Below are 23846 nucleotides of genomic sequence, written 5' to 3'. Positions count from 1 at the left end.
TTGCTCTTCACCTTGGCCTCGGAACCGGATGCTGCCGAAAACAGGAGCCAGTACAACGAAACGACTCCGCTGCAACCAAAGGCCTGCCTTTAAGGCGAAAGTCGTGCCGCCGTGATCAAGGGCGAAAATGGTCGAGCTCGCGCAGCAGTTCGACATGCATCAGAACCAGATCAGAGATCGCCACGTTCAACGGCCATGATTGTGCGGCTGTCGAAAGCGTCTTCAATCTTCTGAAGCCGGAGCGATTACGGCGCGGGTCTTACTTCCGTGAGAGACTGAAGCGTCCAACTCAATGAGACGCGGTCTGGGTACGGCCGACAGAAATACCCAGTAGCCGACGACCGAGAAGGCCGCGAGCGAACCTAGGGCAATCTGATAGGATTGCGTCACTCCGAACGTCGGTGACATTGCGGAAACGAGCAAACCAAATCCCCACTGCCAGATAAAAACTCCGACAAACAACAACAAATTGAAAAATGCTATCGCACGCCCTGCTTCTGCTGGCTTGGATTGCTGGCCCACGAGTGGATGAGTGACCGATAACGGCCACGCGGTAACGCAATAGAGGGCGAACATGTACCAATCGGCCTTGTCACCCATGATCGTGATGACAATCAAAATCGTGATGCTCGCCGGCGTCCATCTGCGCAACAGGCGCTCGGCGTCCTGGGCAGACGTGTTGAACTTCGGAGAAAGGTAGCCCATGAGTAAAAATGTCACGAGCATGATGATGTTGATGAACAGAAGTTCCAGCGATGCCCCGCGAGCATCTTCCCCCCTCAACTGCGTCAACCAGGGACCAATCCATAAGGTCTGCACAGCCACAAGGATTGCATAGTTGAAGAACCCAAGGGCACCAATCTTCCAAGTATAGGAAGTGGACATGATATTTTTATAGCCGAGGAAGAAGCTTCGGATACCTGTTGTCCCTTGGGGATTATGCTTCGGCGCCTTCACCGCAACCAGCAGGGCAACCGCCGCGAACAAAATGCCCAGTGCCACGAACAGAGACGGCCAGCCGAATGAGGTTGCAAGGCTTTCGGATGGTAGCGTGCCGAGTACAAGACCGAGCGCACCCGCCATCAACATCCATGAATTAAGGCGTTGTTGCTGTGCGGCGGCCGTCCAGAGGCGGGCTGCCGTGAGCGGCGCAATAAGACAGGCGCTGACACCGATACCACTGAGCAATCGAGCGCCGAAAAGTCCGTTGAATGAACTCGAATTGGCAAATAGTAAGCAGGACAGCGCGGCAACACTCAATGAAACCACGAGAACCAGCCGGACACCGAACCGATCCAGTAGTGCGCCCATAGGCAGCTGCATGATCGCAAAAGACACGAAATAAGATCCGGCAAGCAAACCTAGCTGGGCCGAAGATAAAGAAAACTCTGCAGTGAACATGGCCGCCAGCGCCGCTGTCACCCCCCGTAACTGGGATGACAGCAAATATCCGGCAGCAAAGACCACGAGGACAAAAATACCCAGCTGGCCGTTGGCCCGGTCTTGTTCTTTCAGCTCCATACCGTCAAAGGCTCCTTCGCGCCTCGATAGCCAAGGAAACCAGATATGGTCAGTCGATCCACGCCTTCGCCGGGCAAAACTGCGTGGAGTTTTCGGGCATTGAAGAGGATCAAGTCGCCGTTTTCGGGTTTGGCCGAATAATCGCAAGGTCCGAGGTGTTCGAGCGGAATTGCATAATCGCCACCCCGCCGCTCCAGGAACTCGGCATCCGATATCTCGTCGTTCCACATCCCTATTTCGCCACCCTTCTCTGGCACATCAATATAGATGTTGATCGCAAATTGGCTGATCAGGGATTCAGCTTCAGGAGTATTGGGTGCATGTCGTCCGAACATGTCATGATGCGCTTTGAGTGGAATTCCAGGCTTCATGCAGCGTGAAAGTCCGACAAACATTTTTTTCCCGAAGAGCGTTTGAAGCGTGCACCCCTGCGCCCAGGTTTCGTCCATCGCACAACGAAAGGTGTCCATCGGGCAAGGATAAGGCGCACAGGCGGCTCGCAGGAGATTGATATTATCCATCGCCGTATCGAAATAGTGTTCGATGATTTCCTGCTTCATGCCGGTCTCGAAATACGACATGCCGATACGGCCGACCTTCGGTGCGTTCAGATAGTCGTTATACCCCGTGGACTTGAGCCCCTTGGTGATATGCTTGCAGGCATCGCGCGAAATGAAGTCAGGAATCCGGAGAACCTGAATTTCATTCCGGATCAACGCCCCCACGTCTTCAGCGGTCAGCCTGGAAGAGACACGGACCGGGTCTGTAGCGGATGCGGGAGCAGTCTTGTGAATAGCCACGTTCATGGGTTCAGCTCCAATATGTGAGCGGGCATTCTTCCCCGCGATATCCGATGAAGAATGAGACCGCCATACGCGACGATCCGCGCGGAGATGCGACGGCGTGGATCTTGCGGGAGTCGAAAATCAAAAGATCGCCCCGACCCGGCTTGATGACCACATCGGGCGGCGGAAGGTCTTCTATGGCAATGCCGTATTTGCCTTTGCGACGTTCATTGAACTCTTGAGTGGTCATGTTCTTGTGCCACATCAGAAGCTCACCGCCGATGTCTGGCACCTGGAAGTAGATGTTTGCGGCAAATTGCGCAGTAAGCGACTCTGCTTCCTCAATGCCGGGAGCATCTTCAGAAAAAATGTCATGATGAGCGAGGAAGGTCGTATCGGGTTCGACCATGCGCGAAAGGCCGACGAACATTTTCCGCCCAAATATCGTTTGGAGATTAGCACCTGCGGGCCAGATTTCGTCCAGCAGCGCGCGCAGCGTATCCAACGGAGAACCGAAGGGTTCACATGCCTTGCGAAAATCGTTTTGGTGGTCACTGGCAACAGTGAAGTATTTGTCGATGAGTTCTTGTTTCATTTCGGTTTCGTAGAAGGCCATGCCGATTTTACGAACTTCCGAAACGTTTATATAAGGCTGAAAGCCAAGGCTCGTCTGCCCCTTGCTGATAAGGTCACAAGAAGGGCCGTTGGCAAACCCCTTCACCTTGACGACGCGCACTTCACCCTTGGCCAGAGCTGTAATATGATCCTTGTTAAGACTATATTTGGTAGTCTCAATAACGTAATCTCTATTGTATGTTTCTTGAAACTCATGACAGTTTTCTTTTTTCACTGCCTGCAAATTACTCATATGCCCTCCACATAAAATATTTTTATTATAATAAAAATTCTGATAACAATATTATAGGACGCTCACGGTAAACCCTCGGAGGTTTCCGTCCTCGATGTTCCGACTTTTTGCTTTTATTGATGAGCGCAACTCTTAGTATAGATAGAAACTCTTGAAAATCGCTCCGGAGGCAACTCTGTTTGGCGTCTGCGTCACGAATGTAGAAAGCAAAGATGCTTACACTAGAAATGCGTCTCTTTATTCGCCTTTTCGAACTAGGAACTTTCGCAGCCGTTTCCGACGAAGAAGGCATTAGTCCCTCTGCTGTGTCCCGAGTAATGACGCGGCTTGAAACTCGGCTGGGCGTAAAGCTGGTTCACCGCTCCACGCGAAGACTGGTGTTCACGCCAGAAGGCCATGTTCTTTTAGGCTACGCTCGTCAGATGACTATTTTGGCTGACGCAGCGGCAGCGGACATCTATCAAAAGGCCGGGCAGGTCAAAGGCCACCTGCGGGTCAACTGCGGAACCGCTTTTGCGCACTACAAGCTGGCCCCCATACTCCCCGAATTTCTCTTGCGATTTCCGGATGTGACGATTGATGTGGCGGTTTCGGACCAGCGGATCGATCCGATGGAAGAGCAAATCGACGTCACAATTCGAGTCGGTTCCTTACAAGATAGCGATCTGGTTGTTGCGCGCCTGGGAACCGTGAAAAGGATCATCGCCGCAAGTCCGGGCTACCTCGAACGCAGAGGCTTCCCGAGAACTCCAGCCGATCTGAAGAACCATAATTGCCTGCTGCTTACAGGATTTGCAGGGCAAGCCTTGTGGCCGATGATCAGCGACGGGGTCGTAGAAAAAGTGGCAGTCAGCGGATCGGTTTCATCGGATAGCGCAGACACATTGCTCAAAATGGCGATAGCTGGTGTTGGAATAATCAGGTTAGGAGATTTTCTAGGCGAGCCCGCACTGGCTGACGGTCGCTTGATCAAGCTTCTGGAGGGGCAACACGATCCGGATCCAAAACCCCTTTCCGCACTCATGTTGCCAGGACGCCAAAACATTCCGCGAGTGCGGGCCTTCGTCGATTTCCTGAAGGAACATGTTTAGGCGCTTTTTTGATATATTGATTGAACTAAGCAAATACAAATATTGCGGCTACATCGAAATAATTTTCGATCTACCTTCATAGACTTACTTAATATTGTTGTACTTGTCCCAACAGACCGGCTTCTGATCCACCTTATCGCGACAGGCGCAATGCCGTCGACATAGGGCCGGAGCCCTCGCTATCGACGGCAAGAACAGATCAAAACAAGCCCGTTGTTCAGCGGCTCACGACCGGGCAACCACGCTCGTTGGCGAAAATGATGCGGTTCGGACCACCGCGATCATAGCCGTTGACGACAACGACACGACGATTGACATCAACCACATGCGCGCGGCGAAGGCCCATGCGGGATGCCTTTTCCTCAGCCATCCAGGAAGCACAGCCCCGGTCGCGATCACGATCGCGGCCCCAGTCACGGCCACGATCACGCCCCCAATCACGATCCGGGCCACGGTCCCAGCGCGGTCCCTCATCACGACGACCATCGAAGAACTGGACCTGGATCCGTAGATCGTCAGAGGCTGACGCACTGGCAAGCGGTGCCAAGGTTGCCGTTGCCATCACGGCTGCAGCAAGAACGGTCTTGGTGATGATCATTTTCATGGGCGGGGTCTCCGGCTAATTCTTGGCCTCTACGGCGATGGTGGAGAAATAGCACCAAACTTCTGAACAGGTTCCGAATTTCGCATTCAGAAAGCATTCATCTGCTCATGAAGACACATGCAAGACCACCTCGCGTTGATGAGGCCTGTCACGGTGTTCGAAGAGGTAGATCCCCTGCCATGTGCCAAGGACCAGACGACCAGCCATGACTGGGATTCCGATCGATACTTGCGTCAGCGCAGATTTCACATGTGCTGGCATATCGTCCGGCCCTTCAGTCGTATGGATCATCCAGCGCATCGAGGCGTCGTCGCTCGGTGGAACCAGCCGTTGAAAGAAATGCTTCAAATCAGTCTGGACGTCTGGGTCGGCATTCTCCTGAATGATCAGCGAACAGGACGTATGCCGGACAAAAACCGTCAACAGGCCTTCCATTGTGCCGGCCTGCTGCACAAAGGCGCTCGCCTTCTCGGTAAACTCGTAAAGCCCCTGGCCCCGCGTGGGGATCCTCAGCGTCGTCTGCGGCATGCTTGCGCCTTTCTCAATGAACCGGGAAGCGGCGTGCCGCCCATTGGCTGCGAGGCACCTTCTCCCCCACGGCGAACTGGAAGCTCGTCACGCGCGTTGCATCGCCATCCACTTCGCATCGATAGTGAATATCGTACCAGACGCCGGACGCACGAAAAGCTGCGAGATCGACCTGCATCACATTGCCGGACTGGAGACGGATATTCGGCAGGTATTCCGGGTCGAACCGTTCTTTGCTGTGTTTCAACTGCTCACGCAATTCCGTGGCACACAGCTGTGATGCGCGCTGCTCCCGCGGCACACCAGCCATTGCCATCATCGCCACCATTTCGCCGTTGGCAGAGGCGGAATAGAGTTTCCTGGCCTCCCGCAGGGTAGCCTTCGTCTGAGCTGCCGGTGGCTTGCGTTCAGTATCGGCGGGTTTCTCAGGCTTTGCCATCGGCAGGGGAACAACAGAGGCAAGAGCCTCTCCCTGCCCCGCGTTGGCCGGTGTGCCGACTTCCGGCAAGGCGATCTCCGGCTGGGCTTCAGCGGGCTTCTCAACCTGTTCGGCGGTCTGGGCATCCGCGGACGGCGGAGGCTCCTGCGGCGCTTCAACGGGTTTGGCTTCAGCCTGTGTTTCCTGCGGCACAGGTGGCGCAGGCTCTGGCTTGGCTGCCTCGGCGCCATCACCATCCAGGGCCTTTTCCGGACCACTATCCTTTTCGCCGAACTGAAATGCAGGTCGAAGCACAGGTGTCTGCATGGCAGCCTCAGGCTTTTCGGGATCCGGCTTGTCCTGCGGTGGCGGTGGAGGTGGCGGCGGTGGCGGCGGTTCTTCCGCCTTCGGCGCCGGAGGTTGCTCAGGCGGCTTTTCCGGCTCAGGTTCAGGCGGCGGAACGATCTCGACTGACACTGTCTCTTCCGTCGGCTGCGGCGGATCGGAGTGAGGCAGACCGATCAGAATGACCCCAAGAACCACGACGTGAATGGCAACAGACGCCACGGCGCCCAGCGGGTAACCGGGTTTTGGAGAGGCCTCTTGAATTGGCGACTGATGGTCAGGTTCATCCTGCATGCATCCACATGTAGGCGGATAGGCGTAGACAATCGAGAGCCTAGCGCATCAAAAGCGAGTGCACCAACAAAAAACCCGGCGGAAGGTCGGTTCCGCCGGGTCGTAATCTTTAAGACAAGATCGGTTTAGCTATCCAGGAAGCTGCGCAGTTTGCGCGAGCGGCTGGGGTGCTTCAGCTTGCGAAGGGCCTTCGCCTCGATCTGGCGGATACGCTCGCGTGTAACCGAGAACTGCTGTCCGACTTCTTCCAGCGTATGGTCCGTGTTCATACCGATGCCAAAGCGCATGCGCAGAACACGCTCTTCACGCGGCGTCAGCGACGCCAGAACGCGTGTCGTGGTCTCGCGCAGGTTTGCCTGAATGGCAGCATCGATCGGCAGAAGCGCGTTCTTGTCCTCGATGAAGTCTCCGAGGTGGCTATCTTCTTCGTCGCCCACGGGGGTTTCGAGAGAGATCGGCTCCTTGGCGATCTTCAGAACCTTGCGCACCTTCTCCAGCGGCATGGCCAGCTTTTCTGCCAGCTCTTCCGGTGTCGGCTCGCGACCGATTTCGTGCAGCATCTGGCGCGAGGTACGAACGATCTTGTTGATCGTTTCGATCATGTGAACCGGAATACGGATCGTGCGTGCCTGGTCGGCAATCGAACGCGTAATGGCCTGACGAATCCACCAGGTTGCATAGGTGGAGAACTTGTAGCCACGACGATATTCGAACTTGTCGACCGCCTTCATCAAGCCGATATTGCCTTCCTGAATAAGATCCAGGAACTGCAAGCCACGGTTTGTATACTTCTTGGCGATGGAGATGACGAGACGCAGGTTTGCCTCGACCATTTCCTTCTTGGCAATGCGCGCCTCGCGCTCGCCCTTCTGCACCATATGCACGATACGGCGGAATTCCGTGACCGAAATACCGGTTTCCGTCGCCAGATTCTGGATTTCCTGACGGATGTCGCGGATCGTCTGGTTTTCCGACTTGGCGAATTCCTTCCAGCCGCGCGCAGCGAGGTTGGCGATGGACTTCATCCAGTGCGGATCCAGCTCGGCACCCTGATACTGCTCGAGGAAGCTCTCGCGCTTCACGCCATAGGACTCTGCAAGACGCAGCAGGCGACCTTCGTTCTGAACGAGGCGCTTGTTGATGTCGTAAAGCTGCTCGACAAGGCTATCGATACGGTTCTGGTTGAGCGACAGCGACTTGACCGCCGTGATCAGTTGATCCTTCAGTTCCTTGTAGCGACGCTCCTGGCCGGACGAAAGCGTGCCCGTGCAGGACAGGCGGGCTTCCACCTGCTGGTCCTGCAGCTTGCGCAGCTTCTTGTAGGTATCGGCAATCAGGTCGAGCGTTTCCATGACCTGCGGGCGAAGTTCCGCTTCCATGGCGGCAAGGGAAAGGCTCGATTCATCATCGTCCTCTTCCTCTTCTTCCGGCATGGGCATATCGCCGCCGACATTGGTGATGTCGTCGTCATTGGCCGGAGAACGCGACCGGCGCGTCTTTTCCTTTTCCTCGGCAGCCTTGCGGTCGGCCTCGATCTTTTCCGGGCTCTGGAACTGCGGCGCAGCCTTGGCTTCCGGACCGGAATAGGTGGTTTCAAGATCGATGATTTCGCGAAGCAGCGTCGTGCCTTCGTTCAGCTCGTCACGCCAGATGATGAGCGCCTGGAAGGTCAGCGGGCTTTCGCACAGACCCGCGATCATGGTTTCGCGGCCGGCCTCGATGCGCTTGGCGATGGCAATTTCGCCCTCGCGCGACAGAAGCTCGACAGACCCCATTTCACGCAGATACATGCGCACCGGATCATCGGTACGGTCTGTCGGCTCGCGCTTCTTGGTCGCAGCAACAGCCGTGCCGGTCGTGGTGGTCAGTTCGCCACCTTCGCTTTCGGCCTCATCGTCGCTGCTGTCTTCCTCGGCTTCCTTTTCCTCGGCGTCATCGTCTTCCACAACGTTGATGCCCATGTCGGAAAGCATCGCCATCGTGTCTTCGATCTGCTCAGAGGTCACTTCTTCCGAAGGAAGCACCGCGTTCAGCTCGTCCATGGTCACATAGCCGCGCTTCTTCGCGAGCTTGATCATTTTCTTGACCGCGTCATCCGAAAGGTCGAGAAGCGGACCGTCGCTTGCGCCGTCGCGTTCGTTTTCAGCTTCTTCGTTTTCTTTGACTTTTGTTGCCATGTATTTCGTCTTTCCTTGGACGTCATTCGCAGCGCTTCAGCTAAGCCGCCACAACACCGTCAAGACAGCGTCGCGAATCGCACCAGAACACGTACCGGGTGGACAATTAATTCCCGATTAACCAAGGCGGAATTGAGCCACAAAACAAAAGCTGGTTATCGCGAGGGCGAAGGACCATGCTCGTGTGTCGGTGTGCTTCACTCCGCCTATGAATGTCTAGGACGGTGATTCCCACAAATTTCCCTCCCGTCAAGCCTTTAAAGGGCCAACACAGTGATTAAAGTGGAAAAATGCCTAACCACCGTGCTTCCTCACACCACATCACGGTTGTCGCTTAAGTGGTGATGATTTTCCGTATGGCAAGATGCCCGAACGTACCAAGAACCGATCAGGCCTCAATTTCCATGGCTGACCGCTGCACCTTTCACGCGGCCTGACATGACCCCGAATCCGTCGATAATGGCTTCCTGATTTTCCATGCGCGTAATCTCGAGCTGAACTTCCGAGAGCGCCCGCAACAAAGGCTCGATATTGTTTTCATCACCGGCTTCCGTTGCGATCGCAATTTCCCGCTCCAGCCCCATCTTTTCGAAACGCAGAGCCTTGGTCCGTTTGTGCAGCGAAAGCGCCTGCCGATATCCTTCGCGCGCATCTTCAATGGCAGCCTGTTCGGTTGCAATCCAGAGGCGCGCATTGCGCACCTGCTGATCCAGCGCCGCCACCAGTTGCTCGAAACCCTGGGCGCCCAGTTTTTCCAGAAGGTAGTCCCGCGACAGATGCGGACCAGCCGTCGCCGCAACCGGCAGCATGGCCGACCAGAAACGCTGGAGATCGCGATTCTCGAAGTCGATGGCGGCGATCTCGTCATATTCCTCCAGCAGCAATTGCGGGTGGTTGACAATGGTGATCGCCAGGACAACCTCGCGCAGTGCCGGAAGCTCCTGATACCCGCGAACGACACCCGTGCGCGCCAAACGATCCGATACGCTCATGCTGCGGCTCGAACCTGCCGCCTGCCCCTTGTTGCCGAAGCCTCCGGCAGCACCACCACCTGGCCGTCGGCCCTGCCCCCGTTGCGCCTGCCCGCCAAAGGCCTGTCCTCCAAACCCTTGCCCAGCGCCATATTGGGGGCGAAAAAGTGCATTCAGCCGCTCGCGAACATCCTGCTGGTAAAGACGGCGCACGCTTTCGTCTGCAATCACCGAGACGATCTGCTTCAGGCGTGCCTCGAGCTCGGCCTTCTTTTCCGGTGTCTCGAAACCGCCACCCGCCGTCTCGCGCGACCAGATCATCTCCGAAAGCGGCTTGGCCTGTGCCATGACGCGGTCGAACGGCTCCCGCCCCTCGTGACGCACGAGATCATCGGGATCCTTGCCATCGGGCAGAAGCGCAAAACGCACCGAGCGGCCGGGTTTCAAGTGCGGAAGCGCCAGATCGGCGGCGCGATGAGCAGCGCGGACACCGGCACCGTCGCCATCGAAGCAGAGAACAGGCTCCGATGTCATGCGCCAGAGCAGCTCGAGCTGGTTTTCCGTCAGCGCGGTGCCAAGAGGAGCCACGGCATTTTCAACGCCTGCCTGATGCAGCGCGATGACATCCATATAGCCTTCGACAGCGATGATCGTTCCCTGCTCCGCCTGCCCGCGGGCACCGATCTGCGACGCTCTGCGGGCCCGCGTGAAGTTGTAGAGCACATTGCCCTTGTGGAAGAGCTCGGTCTCATTGGAGTTCAGATATTTCGCAGGCGCATCCGGCGACATGGCCCGCCCGCCGAAGGCGATCACCTTTTCGCGGGACGAAAGAATGGGAAACATGACGCGGTCGCGGAACCGGTCGTAGGAAACGGCGATACCCTCGCCATGAACAACCAGGCCGCAAGCCTCGATCTGCTCCTTCGGAATGCCTTTGCTCGCCAGATGCTCCTTCAGCGCGTTGCGGCTGTCGGGAGCATAGCCAAGTCGGAACGTATCTATGGTCTTCGCACTCAGGCCACGGTCGCGCAGATAGGCCCTAGCCTTGGCTCCCACCGCGCTTTGAAGCTGATCCTGGAAAAAGCGGGTTGCCATTTCCATGACATCGATGAGGGTGGCGCGCTCCTTCTCACGCTTTTCCGCCTGCACATCCGGCTGCGGCATGGCGATTCCAGCCAGATCGGCGATGGTCTGCACCGATTCGACGAAGCTCATGCCCTCGATTTCCTGCAGAAACCGGAAATGGTCGCCGGAAACACCGCAACCGAAACAGTGATAGCGCCCCTTGCGATCCTCGCAGTGGAAGCTCGGGCTCTTTTCACCATGAAATGGGCAGCAGGCCCAGAAATCACCACGAGAGACATTGGTCTTCTTGCGATCCCACGTGACGCGGCGCGCAATCACCGTCGAGATCGGCACCCGGTCGCGTATCTCGTCTAGGAAAGTGTTGGAAAAGCGCATTGGACCCTCAAGCTTATTCAACCATGTAGTACGTGCCCGGCCAATGCGCCATCATCATCGACAGCAGCCCCCACTATCCACAGCTCCAAACAAGATAACCTCTCACTTCTCGCCCGGCTTGTGACCAAACTAAGGCGCATGCTGCGGAGCAAAAATTATAATTTTGTAATTTGATTGTTGGCGGCTGCAGGCGTTTTCTACTCATGCCTTCTCGACGTCCCACTCTCCATCGGGAAGGCTGACAGTAAAGGCGCAGATGCAGCCCCCCGCTCGCGCCTTCAGCAACCGCTCTTCCCTGGGGCGGTTGCGAATGTCCAGGCGTAGAGAGGCAGGGCCATCCCTAAGCCCTGCCTCGCTTGGCCTTCATAGAACGACCTCCAAACGAAAAGGCTGGATCCTTGTCCCCGGACCCAGCCTTTTCGCGGTTCTGAAGGTAGAAAGGGCTTACTTCAAAAGTTCTTTGACCAGCCCGGATGCCTTTGCAAAATCCATCTGTCCGGCATAGCGCTCTTTCAGGACACCGATAACCTTGCCCATGTCACGCAGACCCTGAGCCCCAATCTCTGCAATCACCGCCTCGCAGGCAGCGCGCACGGCCTCGTCAGACATCTGTTCGGGCATGAAGGAACGAATGATTTCGATTTCCTCACGCTCCTGCGCAGCAAGTTCGGCGCGACCGCCCTCGTCATAGATCTTGGCCGATTCTTCGCGCTGCTTGATCATCTTCTGCAGGATCTGCAAGATCTCATCGTCAGTTACCGGGTCCTTGCCTACGCCACGATGGGCGATGTCGCGATCCTTGACTGCGGTCTGGATCAGGCGGACGGTGGAAAGGCGGCGACTGTCCTTGGCCTTCAAGGCTTCCTTCATCGCATTGGAAAGTGTGTCGCGCATCATCTTCTTCTTATCTCCTTGTAAAGGCGTCCGCGCATTTCGTTTTGCTGAAGCACGACGCCTTTGGTGGGCGATCTCTTAAACCACCCGGCGATGCGGATCAATTCGGAGGTTGGAATACTTGCATCTACCCTGTTCAAATGACAGATTACCTTGAGAACTCGGATTGACCATCGCAAACACTTTCACTATTTTCCCGCACCTGCACGAGAATTGTATCCAAAGCCAGGCGCGACCTTCCGCGCGCCATTTTTCGCGACCATAGATGGCCCTATGGCTCTGCCGCGCTGAGTGGCCGGGCAACGGGCGGAGACAAACTGTTATGACCAACACTGCACCCTGGACCTCTCGCAAGCCAACGGCCGTCCTTGTCCTCGCGGATGGTACGGTAATCGAAGGCGTCGGTATTGGCGCCACGGGCAAGGTGACGGCAGAAGTCTGCTTCAACACTGCGCTCACCGGCTATCAGGAAATCCTGACAGACCCGTCCTATCTCGGACAGATCGTCACCTTCACCTTTCCGCACATCGGCAATATCGGCACCAACGACGAAGACGTGGAAGACCTGACGCCAGCAGCACGCCGCGGCGCAGTGGGTACCATCTTCAAGGCGGATATCACCGAGCCATCGAACTACCGTGCGGCGAAGCACCTGAACGACTGGCTGGCAAGCCGCGGCATCATCGGCCTTTCGGGTATCGACACCCGTGCGCTGACTGCCTGGATCCGCGAGCATGGCGCACCGAACGCGGTTATCGCCCACGACCCGAACGGCGTGTTCGACATCGAAGCGCTGAAGGCGGAAGCCCGCGCGTGGAGCGGTCTGGTGGATCTCGACCTCGCCAAGGAAGCCACATCAGGTCAGTCTTCGCACTGGACCGAAAAGCCATGGGTCTGGAATGAAGGCTATGACAACCTCAAGGCAGACGACGCGAAGTATCACATCGTCTGCGTCGACTATGGTGTGAAGCGCAACATTCTGCGCCTCTTCACCGGCTTGGATTGCAAGGTAACCGTCGTTCCTGCCAACACGTCTGCTGAAGACATCATGGCGCTGAACCCGGATGGCGTATTCCTGTCAAACGGTCCGGGCGATCCGGCGGCAACTGGCAAGTATGCGGTGCCGGTCATCCAGCAGATCATCAAGACGGAAACACCGACATTCGGCATTTGCCTTGGCCACCAGATGCTGGGTCTGGCGCTTGGCGCGAAGACCGAGAAAATGCATCAGGGGCACCATGGCGCCAACCATCCGGTCAAGGATCACACCACCGGCAAGGTCGAGATCGTTTCCATGAACCACGGCTTCGCAATCGACTCGAAGTCGCTGCCGGAAGGTGTGGAAGAGACTCACATTTCGCTGTTCGATGGCAGCAATTGCGGTCTGCGCCTCGCAGGCAAGCCCGTCTTCTCGGTCCAGCATCACCCGGAAGCATCGCCCGGCCCGCAGGACAGCCACTACCTGTTCCGCCGCTTCATCAACCTGGTGCGTGAGCGCAAGGGTGAGGCTGCACTGGCCGAGCGCTGATCCACATCAGACGTCTTGGAATAAAAAAATGGCCCGCTTCGTGCGGGCCATTTGCGTAAGACAAAGCCTTTCAGCCCCGTTCCCTGACAAGAAGCCAGAAACGCACGCACAGCATGACGGCTGCTGCTGTAAGACCAGTCACAAACCCGATCCAGACGCCCGGCCCGCGCCATTCCAGAGGGAAAGCAAAGACCCAGGCAAATACGAAACCGATGGGCCAATAGGCGATCAGCGCGAGCACCATCGGCACCTGCGTATCCTTCAAGCCGCGCAGAAGCCCCGCAGCAACTGCCTGCAGCCCATCGAACAACTGAAATGCGCCTGCCAGCATGATGAGCGGCACCGCAAGCTCCAACACGCGCTGGGCATCCGGCAGGCTCGTATCCAGGAACAGCCGGCCAAGGGAAGCCGGAGCCACCGCAAACAGCGTACTTCCAACGATAGAAAAGCCCAGGCCCACCACCAGCACAGCCACCGCCGCGCGCTTGACGCCAAGATGGTCTCCGCGACCATAGGCAAGACCCACACGCACAGTGGCAACTTGCGCCAGTCCAAGCGGCACCATGAAGGCGATTGACGCCAGTTGCAGGGCAATGCCGTGCGCCGCCAGTTCCAGCTTTCCAAGCATACCCATCAGCAGCGATGCAGCCGTGAAGAGGCCCGCCTCAGCAAGAATGGTGAAGCCAATGGGCAAACCCACCGCAAAGATCTCCCGAAAGGCACTCCAGTCCGGACGCCAGAAGCGCACGAAAATCTCGTAGGCACGCATTTCCTCGCGGCTCTGGATATAGGCCACCAGCAACGCAAACCCCAAAAGGTTGGCGCTCAGCGAGGCAATCGCGGCACCATTGAGCCCGAGCTTCGGCATGCCGAGATTGCCGAAGATGAGGCCGTAATCGACTACCGCATTGAAGGCGAACATGCCAAGCGTGACGTAAAGCACGATACCCGCGCGCTGCAAGGCACTGGCAAAGGAGCGCAGCACCATCACCAGCAGCGCCGGAAACATGCCCCACTGGAGAATGCGAAGATAGGATTGCGCCAATTCAGCAACGTCAGGCGCCTGCCCCAGAGTCAGCAGAATCTCCTTGGAGAAGAACAGGATCGGCGCCGTGACGATGCCATAGGCTATCACCACCCACATTCCCATTCGCACCGAACGGCGCGCCTGCTTCTGGTCCCCTCGCCCGACAGCCTGCGCTACAAGCGGAATCACAGCATTGGAAAAACCGCTGCCGAAAATAAAGACAACGAAGAACATCTGGCTGGCAAGCACCACGGCCGCCAGTTCGGTCGTCCCCAGCCAGCCGACCATCACCACATCCGTCGTATTGATCGCCATCTGCGCCAGTTGCGCGCCGACAAACGGAACGCCAAGCCCGATGGTCGACTTTACATGGGAGCCCCACGAGTTATCAGACATCGATGAGGACTGCGCTGACGCAAGAACGGTGGACATGACCATGCTCCGGAAACGAAAAAAGGCCGCTGCACGAAAAATGGGCAGTCGGCCATGAACGGACTTAGATCACGCCCTCCAGAGTAGCAACCCTTTTGCCTAATAAAGCAGAAGAATTGAATGGAGCCATCAACTGGAGTGATGGGTTGCCCGGATCGGATCGACAGCCGCAACAGCTCGAATTTTCCGATTCTGTTGTAGGTAGAAAGCCAGCAAGGGAACAGCGACCACGAAGATCAGCAAGGCCAATTGCGTGGACGAACTATCCCGGACGACGACAGCATGCATCATTCGATGAGGAACGAGCGTGAACCCGCCGGCCACGACGATGCCCCAGAAATAAAGCTGACGAACGGTAGCGGTATGCGCGCGGATGTTTCCCGCACGCGCAGTCCGGTAAACGCGCCAGCTGCTGACAATCACCATGATCGATAACAGGTGGATTGGAGAAAAGCCCCAGATCATATCAAGGCTATGGATAAAGAAACTGGAGCCCGCCGTAGCGAGCATCAGAAACAGCCAGATCTTGCCGAACAGCCTGTGAAGCGAAGTTCCTCGTCCCTTCCAGATGAGAAGGAAAGCACCAAGCACCGCGGCGGGCAAAACAGCGGCAACGTGGATTTGGACGGCGAGAGGCGCTTCAAGAAGAGGGGCAAGCATCATGACGGCGGGTTCTCCGGTTGAATTCGTCCCCGAGATTGGCGAAAACCTGGGTGCAGCCAACCGGATTGGCGTCAATGTGAGGGTAAAGTTCGTGAGAAGCGTCTATTTGCAATTCACGCTTCGCGAATTGCAGAGGTTTTTCGGCTCGTCGCGATTCTGGGCGACGATCGTGATTGTCAGTATCGTGTTCACGGTTGTCGGGCCGTTCGGCACCGGCGCATCGATGCCCTTCCTTCGCCGCCTCGCCTTCTGGCTTTTCCTGCAGGTAATAGCTTTTTCCATCGCAAGCTTCGTCATCGTACTGGCACTCGCGGTCTTGAGTCGTGGCGGCAGACATCGACTCCCCATCATGATGATCGGCGCGATCATCGCAGCCTTGCCCATTGGCCTTGCGGTGGAAGTTTTGCAGGCGGGGTTTACGGGGCAGTCCATGTCTGTCGGGAGCACGTTCGAACAGATCAAGATTTCGCTCCTGCTCAGCCCCCTGCTCTGCGCCCTGACCTATCTGACGATGAGCCCGCCAGCATCTGAGAGGCAAGCGGATGAGCCGATGGATTGGCGGCACGAGAGCAAACCGCCCGCTGTCTCTCAGCCGGAGCCGTCGTCGCAATCCAGTGCAGAGGAACTTGCCGATCCGCCAATCCTGTCGCGGCTGAAACCCCAACACCGTGGCAGGTTGCTGAGGCTCGCTGTGCAGGACCACTACACTGAGGTGGTAACATCACGCGGCAAGGAACTGGTCCTGCTTCGCTTCAGCGACGCGCTGAACGAAACCGCGCCGGTTTCGGGCCAGCGCATTCACCGCTCGCATTGGGTGGCAGACGACCATATCGCCCACCTGAAACGCGCAAACGGAAGACTTGTGGCTGTGACGAAGGCTGGCGAAGAACTCCCCGTCAGTAGACCCAATGAGGCAAAGATCCGTCTCAAATTTTCTGACAGTCAACCTTCATAGCTGCTGGTAGCTCGGCGTGAACGTATCGCAGGCCTGCATGTTGCCGCTCGTAAAGCCCTTGCGGAACCATTTGACTCGCTGCGCCGAAGTTCCGTGGTTGAAGCTGTCCGGAACAACATAACCCTGCGAGCGGCGCTGCAAGGTGTCGTCCCCGATCTTCTGCGCGGCGTTGAGCGCCTCCTCAAGATCGCCCGTTTCCAGAATACCCTTCTGGTCGGTGTACTTGCCCCAGACGCCCGCAAAGCAATCAGCCTGAAGTTCCACGCGCACAGACATGCGGTTGGCATCCGCCTCGCTCATGGACTTGCGCATCTGGTTGAATTTGGGGAGGACACCGATCAGGTTCTGGACGTGATGACCCACTTCATGAGCAATGACATAGGCTTCGGCAAAATCGCCCGATGCGCCAAATTGGCCCGATAGCTGCTGGAAAAACGCTGTGTCGAGGTAAACCTTTCGGTCGCCGGGGCAATAGAACGGGCCACTGGCCGAGGATGCAAGCCCGCAAGCCGAATCTACCCGCCCCGAAAACAGGACTAGCTTTGGCTCCTCATACTGGCCACCACGCTGCTGGAAAATTTGCGTCCAGGTATCTTCGGTTTCCGCCAGAACAGTCGAAACGAACGCTTTCATTTCATCGTTCTGCGGGGCGCGCTGAACCTGCTGCTGACCGGATGAACCACCGCCAAGATCGATATCGCCGCCAGATAGAAGCGTGAGCGGATTGATGCCGAGAATGAAGCAGACGATCACGATGAAGATCAGCCCGCCGATCCCGATGCCACCGCCGCGACCGCCGCCACCGATTGGAATCCGAAAGCCCGGACCGGAACGGAAACCGCCGCCGCCATCCGCACGGCGATCTTCGATATTGTCCGATTGCCGTCTGCCACGCCATTCCATCGCTGCACCCTCTGCCGTTGCTGCATTCCGCGTGCACGATAATGGCGAATCTCAACCATCGTTCCATGACACGAGAGCGGGAACGCCCCGCCCCGCTCTGTTTCAGCATTTAACGTCTATTGCGACGAGTAGCAAAACCTCATGCTCTGGACGAGCTTGGTGCACTGAGATTAGCGACACTCTTGTAAATCAGCTCTTGATGAGCGCAGGCCACCTGATAGCTGGCATGCTCTGGCCCTGAAGACGCGGCATCCGCTTCAACATCAGATGCGCCAGCACCATGACCCCCGCGGCAACATAGCCATCCAGAGCGTAGTGCCAACCGAGGTAGACCGAACTTGCCATTGTGAGAAGGCAGGCAGCGAATGCTACCGCCCCCCACCGTCTGGAATGCTCCCAGACGAAGAGTGCATTCATGACGATGAGTCCCACATGGATGCTTGGGAAGGCGGATATTCCGCTACCGAAACCGCTCAATCCCTTCTCATGCAGAAACCAGAGGTAAGACTGGAATATCGAGGCTGAAAACGGGGATTGATCCTGTGACAGTGCGAGAAGCAGCGGGCGGAACCGTTCAACATCCTGAGTCACGGCGCCATAAAAGGCAGGTCCAGCAGACATCAAGCTTCCTGCAACAATGTTTCCAAGAAAGATCCAGCAAAAGAGAAAGGACGCGATGTAGCGCCCGCGCAGATGATCCGCCTTCGGGGAGGTCACCACGAAGAACAGCCCACCGAAGCACAGCAGGTACCACAGGACGCTGTACCCATGCCCGATGACGGGTAACGCCTCGGATGCAAATGGCAGCGACCAGAGTAGTCTCCACGGATCCGTTCCACCATGAAGCCAGCGATCCAGATCTGCCAGAAGTGGATCATGCGGGAAGCCACCGTTCAAGGCAGGTAAAAGCGTCTTGAACCAGGTGAATGCGCCGAGAAAGATTGAGATCGAGATGAGCAGAATCAGACCTGCCAGGAAGCGGGCGATACGGTCATGCGAAAGCATCCGCATGTAGGCCAGTTTGCGTCGGCGACCCGCCCGCATAATGACCGGAATCAGTTCTGTTGCTAACAGGACACTGGACATGAAAAGGAGGAATATCTGGGGAGCTCGCTCAAGATATTGAAGCAGCGACAGAATATTACCGTGCTCCAGAATAACCGTGCCTGTGAGGGCAAGAAGACAATAGCACAGGATGGCGGCATGAAGGGGCGCATCACGGAGAAGGCAGTCTGCCAATGAACGAAGGACGCCCTGGCCAAACTCCTTAGATGAGAAAATTAGTGTATTCATGGTTGAAAAGGCCTCCGAATTTGGCCCACCATGACAACCCATAATTTAAAATTTCTTGCTGGCTGAGAATTTTACCCAACTTCACACAACTTAGCCGGAAGTTTTGCAACCGTCCTCATCAGTGGATGCTGGAGACCGGCAACGGACCCTTAAAGATAGATCGAGTGTGGGCGCGCGTGAGTTGGCTGCCACAGATCATGCTGACGACAGCTATCACGAGCCCGGCCACGCCAACGCCCGCAATCACATCGACGAGATAGTGATTGGCATGGGAAACCGCGGATATCGCCATCATGCTGTTCCAGACAGCGAAAGGATACCGCAGCCACTTAACATCCCACATGGCCCAGGCACAGAGCGCTGCAACCGCGGCATGCACGGAAGGAAATGTCAGGATACCGGCCAGCCGATTGATCGAAAACACGAAATCGGGATCACTTCTCACCGCATTGAACTGCTGGAGGAAGTAAAAACCGAATTCGGCATTGATGTGGGAAAGCTGCTCCTGTGATACGCCATAGACCACGTAGGTGCCGAGAGCCGGATACCAGATGGAGATCAAGCTCGCCACGAAGCAGATCAGGCCATAGCTGGCAACCATTGCATAGGCGCGCGGACCTCTTCCAAACATCACCAGCAGCAGCGGAATACCCAACAACTGAAAGCTGAAGCTGAAATAGGCTGCGGCAAGGCTCATCGCCAACAGCCTGCGTTCATCGATGAACCGGATGAAGGCATGCCAGTCGAAATGCAGCGCCGCATCCATTCGCACAAGGGCTTCGTCCGCCAAGGGCATATTGACCTTTATGGCGAGATAGGTCGCGATAGCCGCCGGAACCGTCAGGATGAAGCCATATGCAACACATTCCAGCGCCATCCGCAGCGGGGGCATGTTCCGCAGGCTGGCATAGAGGATGCCGGAGCCAAAGACGACGATGATCAGGCCATAAAGATTTAGCAGTGGTTCAAAATCGATCTTCATCGACAGGAGCCGGGCGAGGCCGAACACCAGCACATGAGAAACGAGAACGAGCGAAATGAGCAGAAAACGCGGCTTGTTCACTCTCGTGGCGCCTCGGCATTTGTTATCTTCGTTTACCCAGATAAGCCCACGCCAGTAAATAAACGGACAATGTGGTGGAGAACCTGCTCCTTGCCAGTAGAGACAACTGCGGAAACTAAATTTTGGGGGTTCCTTCCGCGCGAACATTTCCCTATAAGCCGCTTCTAGCCTGAAAAGACCCATCCATTGCGCCCGGCCGGTGAAGCCTCACCCTGGCCGGTTTTTCGCGCAACATGTTTATGGAATTGAGCCCATGCCGAAGCGCCAAGATATTAAGTCAATCCTCATCATCGGAGCAGGACCGATTGTCATCGGTCAGGCCTGCGAGTTCGACTATTCAGGCACTCAGGCCTGCAAGGCGCTGAAGGAAGAAGGCTACCGGGTCATTCTGGTCAACTCCAACCCGGCAACGATCATGACCGATCCGGGCTTGGCGGACGCGACTTATGTCGAGCCCATCACGCCGGAAGTTGTAGCCAAGATCATCGCCAAGGAACGTCCCGACGCGCTGCTGCCGACAATGGGCGGACAAACCGCGCTCAACACCGCACTTTCCCTGAAGCGAATGGGTGTTCTGGATCGCTATAATGTCGAAATGATCGGCGCGAAGCCGGAGGCCATCGACAAGGCCGAAGACCGCGCTCTCTTCCGTGAGGCGATGGCGAAGATCGGGCTGGAAACGCCCCGCTCCATGCTGGCGAACGCGACAGAAATCAAGGATGCCGACCGCAAGAAGCACGAGGCAGAGCGTACCAAGCTGCGCGAAACACTGTCCGGTGATGCGCTGGACAAGGCGCTGGACGAACTGGAAAACAAGTGGAACCTTGGCGAGACGGACCGCAAGCAGCGCTACATGAGCCATGCCATGGCTATCGCCGCCCAGGCGCTGGATGTCGTGGGCCTGCCTGCCATCATCCGTCCCTCCTTCACCATGGGCGGCACCGGCGGTGGCATTGCGTACAATCGCTCTGAATTCTTCGAGATCATCAATTCCGGTCTGGACGCCTCTCCGACCACGGAAGTGCTGATCGAGGAATCGGTTCTCGGCTGGAAGGAATATGAGATGGAAGTCATCCGCGACCGAGCGGATAACTGCATCATCATCTGCTCCATCGAAAACATTGATCCGATGGGCGTTCACACGGGTGACTCTATCACTGTCGCACCGGCGCTGACCCTGACGGACAAGGAATACCAGATCATGCGTAACGCATCGATCGCGGTACTGCGCGAAATCGGCGTGGAAACCGGCGGCTCGAACGTTCAGTTCGCCGTGAACCCCAAGGATGGCCGCCTGGTCGTCATCGAAATGAACCCGCGCGTGTCTCGCTCCTCCGCGCTCGCTTCCAAGGCAACCGGCTTCCCGATTGCCAAGGTCGCGGCCAAGCTCGCCATCGGCTACACGCTGGATGAGCTGGAGAACGATATCACCGGTGGCGCCACACCCGCCTCCTTCGAACCATCCATCGACTACGTCGTCACCAAGATCCCGCGCTTTGCTTTCGAGAAGTTCCCGGGTGCAGAACCGACGCTCACCACCGCCATGAAGTCGGTCGGTGAAGTCATGGCCATTGGCCGCACCTTTGCCGAATCTCTGCAGAAGGCCCTGCGCGGCCTTGAAACCGGCCTGACGGGCCTCGACGAAATTGAAATTCCGGGCCTGGGCCAGGGTGATGACAAGAACGCCATCCGCGCCGCCATCGGTACCCCGACGCCGGACCGCCTGCGCATGGTGGTTCAGGCGCTTCGTCTCGGCATGTCTGAAGCGGAAGTTCACGAAGGCTGCAAGATCGACCCGTGGTTCATCGCACAGTTCAAGGCTATTGTGGACATGGAAGCGCGCGTGCGTGAACACGGCCTGCCGCAGGACGCTGACAACCTGCGCATGCTGAAGGCCATGGGCTTCTCCGATGCCCGCCTCGCCTCGCTCACATCGACCAAGCCGAAGGATGTCGCGGTCCTGCGCAATAGCCTGAACGTACGTCCGGTCTTCAAGCGCATCGATACGTGCGCTGCCGAATTTGCTTCGCCGACCGCCTACATGTATTCGACCTACGAGACACCGTTCGTCGGCGTCGCCCGCTCGGAAGCTGAAATATCCGACGCCAAGAAGGTCGTGATCCTCGGCGGCGGTCCAAACCGTATCGGCCAGGGCATCGAGTTCGATTACTGCTGCTGCCATGCGGCCTTCGCGCTGAAGGATGCAGGCTTCGAAGCCATCATGATCAACTGCAACCCGGAAACCGTTTCCACTGACTACGATACCTCCGATCGCCTTTACTTCGAGCCGCTGACAGCCGAAGACGTGATCGAGATTCTTCGTGCAGAGCAGGAAAAGGGTGAGGTCGTCGGCGTCATCGTGCAGTTTGGTGGCCAGACACCGCTGAAGCTGGCCGAAGCTCTTGAAAAGAACGGCATCCCGATCCTGGGTACAGCGCCGGACATGATCGACCTTGCGGAAGATCGCGACCGCTTCCAAAAGCTCCTGATGAAGCTGGATCTCGCCCAGCCGAACAACGGCATTGCCTATTCGGTTGAACAGGCGCGTCTCGTCGCGTCCGAAATCGGCTTCCCGCTGGTCGTTCGTCCGTCCTACGTTCTGGGTGGCCGCGCCATGCAGATCATCCACAACGAGACCATGCTCCAGGCCTATCTTCTGGACACGGTGCCGGAACTGGTGCCGGAAGACATCAAGCAGCGCTATCCGAACGACAAGACGGGCCAGATCAACACGCTTCTCGGCAAGAACCCGCTGCTGTTCGACAGCTATCTGACCAACGCCATCGAAGTAGACGTGGATGCGCTGTGCGACGGTGAAAACGTATTCGTCTCCGGCATCATGGAGCATATCGAGGAAGCCGGTATTCACTCCGGCGACAGCGCCTGCTCGCTGCCATCGCGCTCCTTCTCGCCGGAACTGCTGGACGAACTGGAGCGCCAGACGACCGCTCTTGCAAAGGCGCTGAATGTCGGCGGTCTGATGAACGTTCAGTACGCGATCAAGGACGGCACGATCTACGTTCTGGAAGTCAACCCACGCGCCTCGCGTACCGTGCCCTTCGTCGCCAAGACCATCGGCGCGCCGATCGCCAAGATCGCCGCCCGCATCATGGCCGGTGAAAAGCTGGATGCGGCCATTGGCGCCTACGGTTCAAAGCCGGATCCGCGCAACCTGAAGCACATTGCCGTCAAGGAAGCCGTGTTTCCGTTTGCCCGCTTCCCGGGTGTCGATACGCTGCTCGGTCCGGAAATGCGTTCGACCGGCGAAGTCATCGGCCTCGACCGCAGCTTCCCGCTCGCTTTCGCCAAGAGCCAGCTGGGTGCTGGCGTGGAACTCCCGCGTGAAGGCTCCGTCTTCGTCTCGGTCCGCGATGACGACAAGACACGCGTCCTGCCTGCCATCAAACTGCTGGTCGAAATCGGCTTCAAGGTTCTGGCAACCGGCGGCACGCAGCGCTTCCTCGCTGAGAACGGCATTGAAGCCGTGAAGGTGAACAAGGTCCTGGAAGGTCGTCCGCATATCGAGGATGCGATCCGCAACCGTCAGGTCCAACTGGTCATCAATACGACCGATAGCAACAAGGCGATTTCCGACTCCAAGTCACTTCGTCGTGCAGCCCTGATGCAGAAGGTGCCCTATTACACCACCATGGCTGGCGCCATGGCCGCCGCGGAAGCAATCGAGGCCCTGAAGAAGGGCCAGCTGGAAGTCGCGCCGCTTCAGAGCTACTTCTGAAATTGAAAATCAGGAGCCCGGAGAGCGTAGGGTGAGGACCTCATCATATTTTTGAAATGGCGCGATGACCGGCAAAGATATGCAAGGAGAAGCACGCATGGATGGGTTCCAGACCCATTCAAGTGCTTCGACACAGCAGATCGAAGCCGTTCACGCGTTCTTCGAATGTGGTCGATCCGGCGAGCTACTTCGTTGAAAAGCCTCGCCGATACTTCGGTATCGCCTACGTTTTTCGCCTCGTTTCTCATCCGGATCGCCTCACACCATTTCAACAAGATGATGGGGTCCT

The 23846-nt window shown here is 57.1% G+C and carries 18 protein-coding genes; 4 read left to right on the top strand and 14 right to left on the bottom strand.

The features are described from left to right. Nucleotides 1-222: 222 nt before the first annotated feature. The 3 genes from G6N80_RS16355 to G6N80_RS16345 form a co-directional block, all read right to left on the bottom strand. Complete coding sequence (locus G6N80_RS16355) at nucleotides 223-1521, bottom strand: MFS transporter (protein ID WP_062554049.1); 1299 nt, start codon at nucleotides 1519-1521, stop codon at nucleotides 223-225. Beyond that, entirely contained in the window at nucleotides 1512-2081 is a 570-nt protein-coding gene (locus tag G6N80_RS16350) for a 2OG-Fe(II) oxygenase (RefSeq protein ID WP_165135339.1), read from the bottom strand. The genes G6N80_RS16355 and G6N80_RS16350 overlap by 10 nt, the downstream gene beginning before the upstream one ends. A 250-nt stretch (nucleotides 2082-2331) precedes the next feature. After that, complete coding sequence (locus G6N80_RS16345) at nucleotides 2332-3174, bottom strand: 2OG-Fe(II) oxygenase (protein ID WP_165135336.1); 843 nt, start codon at nucleotides 3172-3174, stop codon at nucleotides 2332-2334. A 212-nt stretch (nucleotides 3175-3386) separates the two neighbouring features. Between G6N80_RS16345 and G6N80_RS16340 the strand changes: the two genes are divergently transcribed. Continuing rightward, nucleotides 3387-4265, top strand: coding sequence for a LysR family transcriptional regulator (locus G6N80_RS16340; RefSeq protein ID WP_165135333.1), 879 nt, complete (start codon nucleotides 3387-3389; stop codon nucleotides 4263-4265). A 217-nt stretch (nucleotides 4266-4482) separates the two neighbouring features. On the opposite strand, the gene G6N80_RS16335 is transcribed toward G6N80_RS16340, so the two are convergent. The 6 genes from G6N80_RS16335 to G6N80_RS16310 all read right to left on the bottom strand — a co-directional run bounded on the left by G6N80_RS16335 (nucleotide 4483) and on the right by G6N80_RS16310 (nucleotide 11957). Next, nucleotides 4483-4869, bottom strand: a complete 387-nt coding sequence (locus tag G6N80_RS16335; RefSeq protein WP_062554046.1) for a hypothetical protein — start codon at nucleotides 4867-4869, stop codon at nucleotides 4483-4485. 105 nt (nucleotides 4870-4974) lie between these two features. After that, nucleotides 4975-5397 carry a secondary thiamine-phosphate synthase enzyme YjbQ gene (locus tag G6N80_RS16330; protein ID WP_062554045.1) on the bottom strand — a complete coding sequence of 141 codons (423 nt, stop codon included), beginning with the start codon at nucleotides 5395-5397 and terminating at the stop codon, nucleotides 4975-4977. A 13-nt stretch (nucleotides 5398-5410) separates the two neighbouring features. Next, complete coding sequence (locus G6N80_RS16325) at nucleotides 5411-6454, bottom strand: DUF930 domain-containing protein (protein ID WP_165135330.1); 1044 nt, start codon at nucleotides 6452-6454, stop codon at nucleotides 5411-5413. A gap of 125 nt (nucleotides 6455-6579) precedes the next feature. Continuing rightward, nucleotides 6580-8631, bottom strand: coding sequence for an RNA polymerase sigma factor RpoD (rpoD, locus tag G6N80_RS16320; protein WP_062554043.1), 2052 nt, complete (start codon nucleotides 8629-8631; stop codon nucleotides 6580-6582). Between the two features lie 395 nt (nucleotides 8632-9026). Continuing rightward, nucleotides 9027-11063, bottom strand: coding sequence for a DNA primase (gene dnaG / locus G6N80_RS16315; protein WP_165135327.1), 2037 nt, complete (start codon nucleotides 11061-11063; stop codon nucleotides 9027-9029). Nucleotides 11064-11507: 444 nt separating this feature from the next. Continuing rightward, nucleotides 11508-11957, bottom strand: coding sequence for a GatB/YqeY domain-containing protein (locus G6N80_RS16310; protein ID WP_156379170.1), 450 nt, complete (start codon nucleotides 11955-11957; stop codon nucleotides 11508-11510). A gap of 322 nt (nucleotides 11958-12279) precedes the next feature. Here G6N80_RS16310 and carA point away from each other — a divergent pair, with 322 nt between their 5' ends. Then, nucleotides 12280-13485, top strand: a complete 1206-nt coding sequence (gene carA / locus G6N80_RS16305) for a glutamine-hydrolyzing carbamoyl-phosphate synthase small subunit (RefSeq protein WP_165135324.1) — start codon at nucleotides 12280-12282, stop codon at nucleotides 13483-13485. A 70-nt stretch (nucleotides 13486-13555) separates the two neighbouring features. On the opposite strand, the gene G6N80_RS16300 is transcribed toward carA, so the two are convergent. Further along, nucleotides 13556-14944 carry an MATE family efflux transporter gene (locus tag G6N80_RS16300; protein WP_425503891.1) on the bottom strand — a complete coding sequence of 463 codons (1389 nt, stop codon included), beginning with the start codon at nucleotides 14942-14944 and terminating at the stop codon, nucleotides 13556-13558. 129 nt (nucleotides 14945-15073) lie between these two features. Beyond that, the gene (locus tag G6N80_RS16295; protein WP_165135302.1) at nucleotides 15074-15607 is read right to left on the bottom strand and encodes a DUF2306 domain-containing protein; all 534 of its coding nucleotides are present in this window, start codon (nucleotides 15605-15607) and stop codon (nucleotides 15074-15076) included. Here G6N80_RS16295 and G6N80_RS16290 point away from each other — a divergent pair. Beyond that, nucleotides 15606-16562 (top strand): LytTR family DNA-binding domain-containing protein, encoded by a 957-nt coding sequence (locus G6N80_RS16290; RefSeq protein ID WP_210300708.1) that lies wholly within the window; start codon nucleotides 15606-15608, stop codon nucleotides 16560-16562. The two genes, G6N80_RS16295 and G6N80_RS16290, sit on opposite strands and share 2 nt — an antisense overlap. Here G6N80_RS16290 and ypfJ read toward each other — a convergent pair. From ypfJ to G6N80_RS16275, 3 genes are all read right to left on the bottom strand, one after another. After that, nucleotides 16557-17465, bottom strand: coding sequence for a KPN_02809 family neutral zinc metallopeptidase (ypfJ, locus tag G6N80_RS16285; protein WP_062554036.1), 909 nt, complete (start codon nucleotides 17463-17465; stop codon nucleotides 16557-16559). The genes G6N80_RS16290 and ypfJ overlap by 6 nt on opposite strands. Nucleotides 17466-17654: 189 nt before the next feature. Beyond that, nucleotides 17655-18758 (bottom strand): phosphatase PAP2 family protein, encoded by a 1104-nt coding sequence (locus G6N80_RS16280; protein WP_062554035.1) that lies wholly within the window; start codon nucleotides 18756-18758, stop codon nucleotides 17655-17657. Nucleotides 18759-18876: 118 nt separating this feature from the next. Further along, complete coding sequence (locus G6N80_RS16275) at nucleotides 18877-19821, bottom strand: phosphatase PAP2 family protein (protein WP_062554034.1); 945 nt, start codon at nucleotides 19819-19821, stop codon at nucleotides 18877-18879. A gap of 253 nt (nucleotides 19822-20074) precedes the next feature. Between G6N80_RS16275 and carB the strand changes: the two genes are divergently transcribed. Next, entirely contained in the window at nucleotides 20075-23557 is a 3483-nt protein-coding gene (gene carB / locus G6N80_RS16270) for a carbamoyl-phosphate synthase large subunit (protein ID WP_062554033.1), read from the top strand. The last annotated feature ends 289 nt before the right edge of the window (nucleotides 23558-23846 follow it).

The organism is Rhizobium rhizoryzae (genome assembly GCF_011046895.1).
GTDB classification, from domain to species: Bacteria; Pseudomonadota; Alphaproteobacteria; order Rhizobiales; family Rhizobiaceae; genus Neorhizobium; species Neorhizobium rhizoryzae.
Note: the sequence above shows the minus strand (reverse complement) of the source record. Positions and strands in the feature narration are given on the sequence as shown.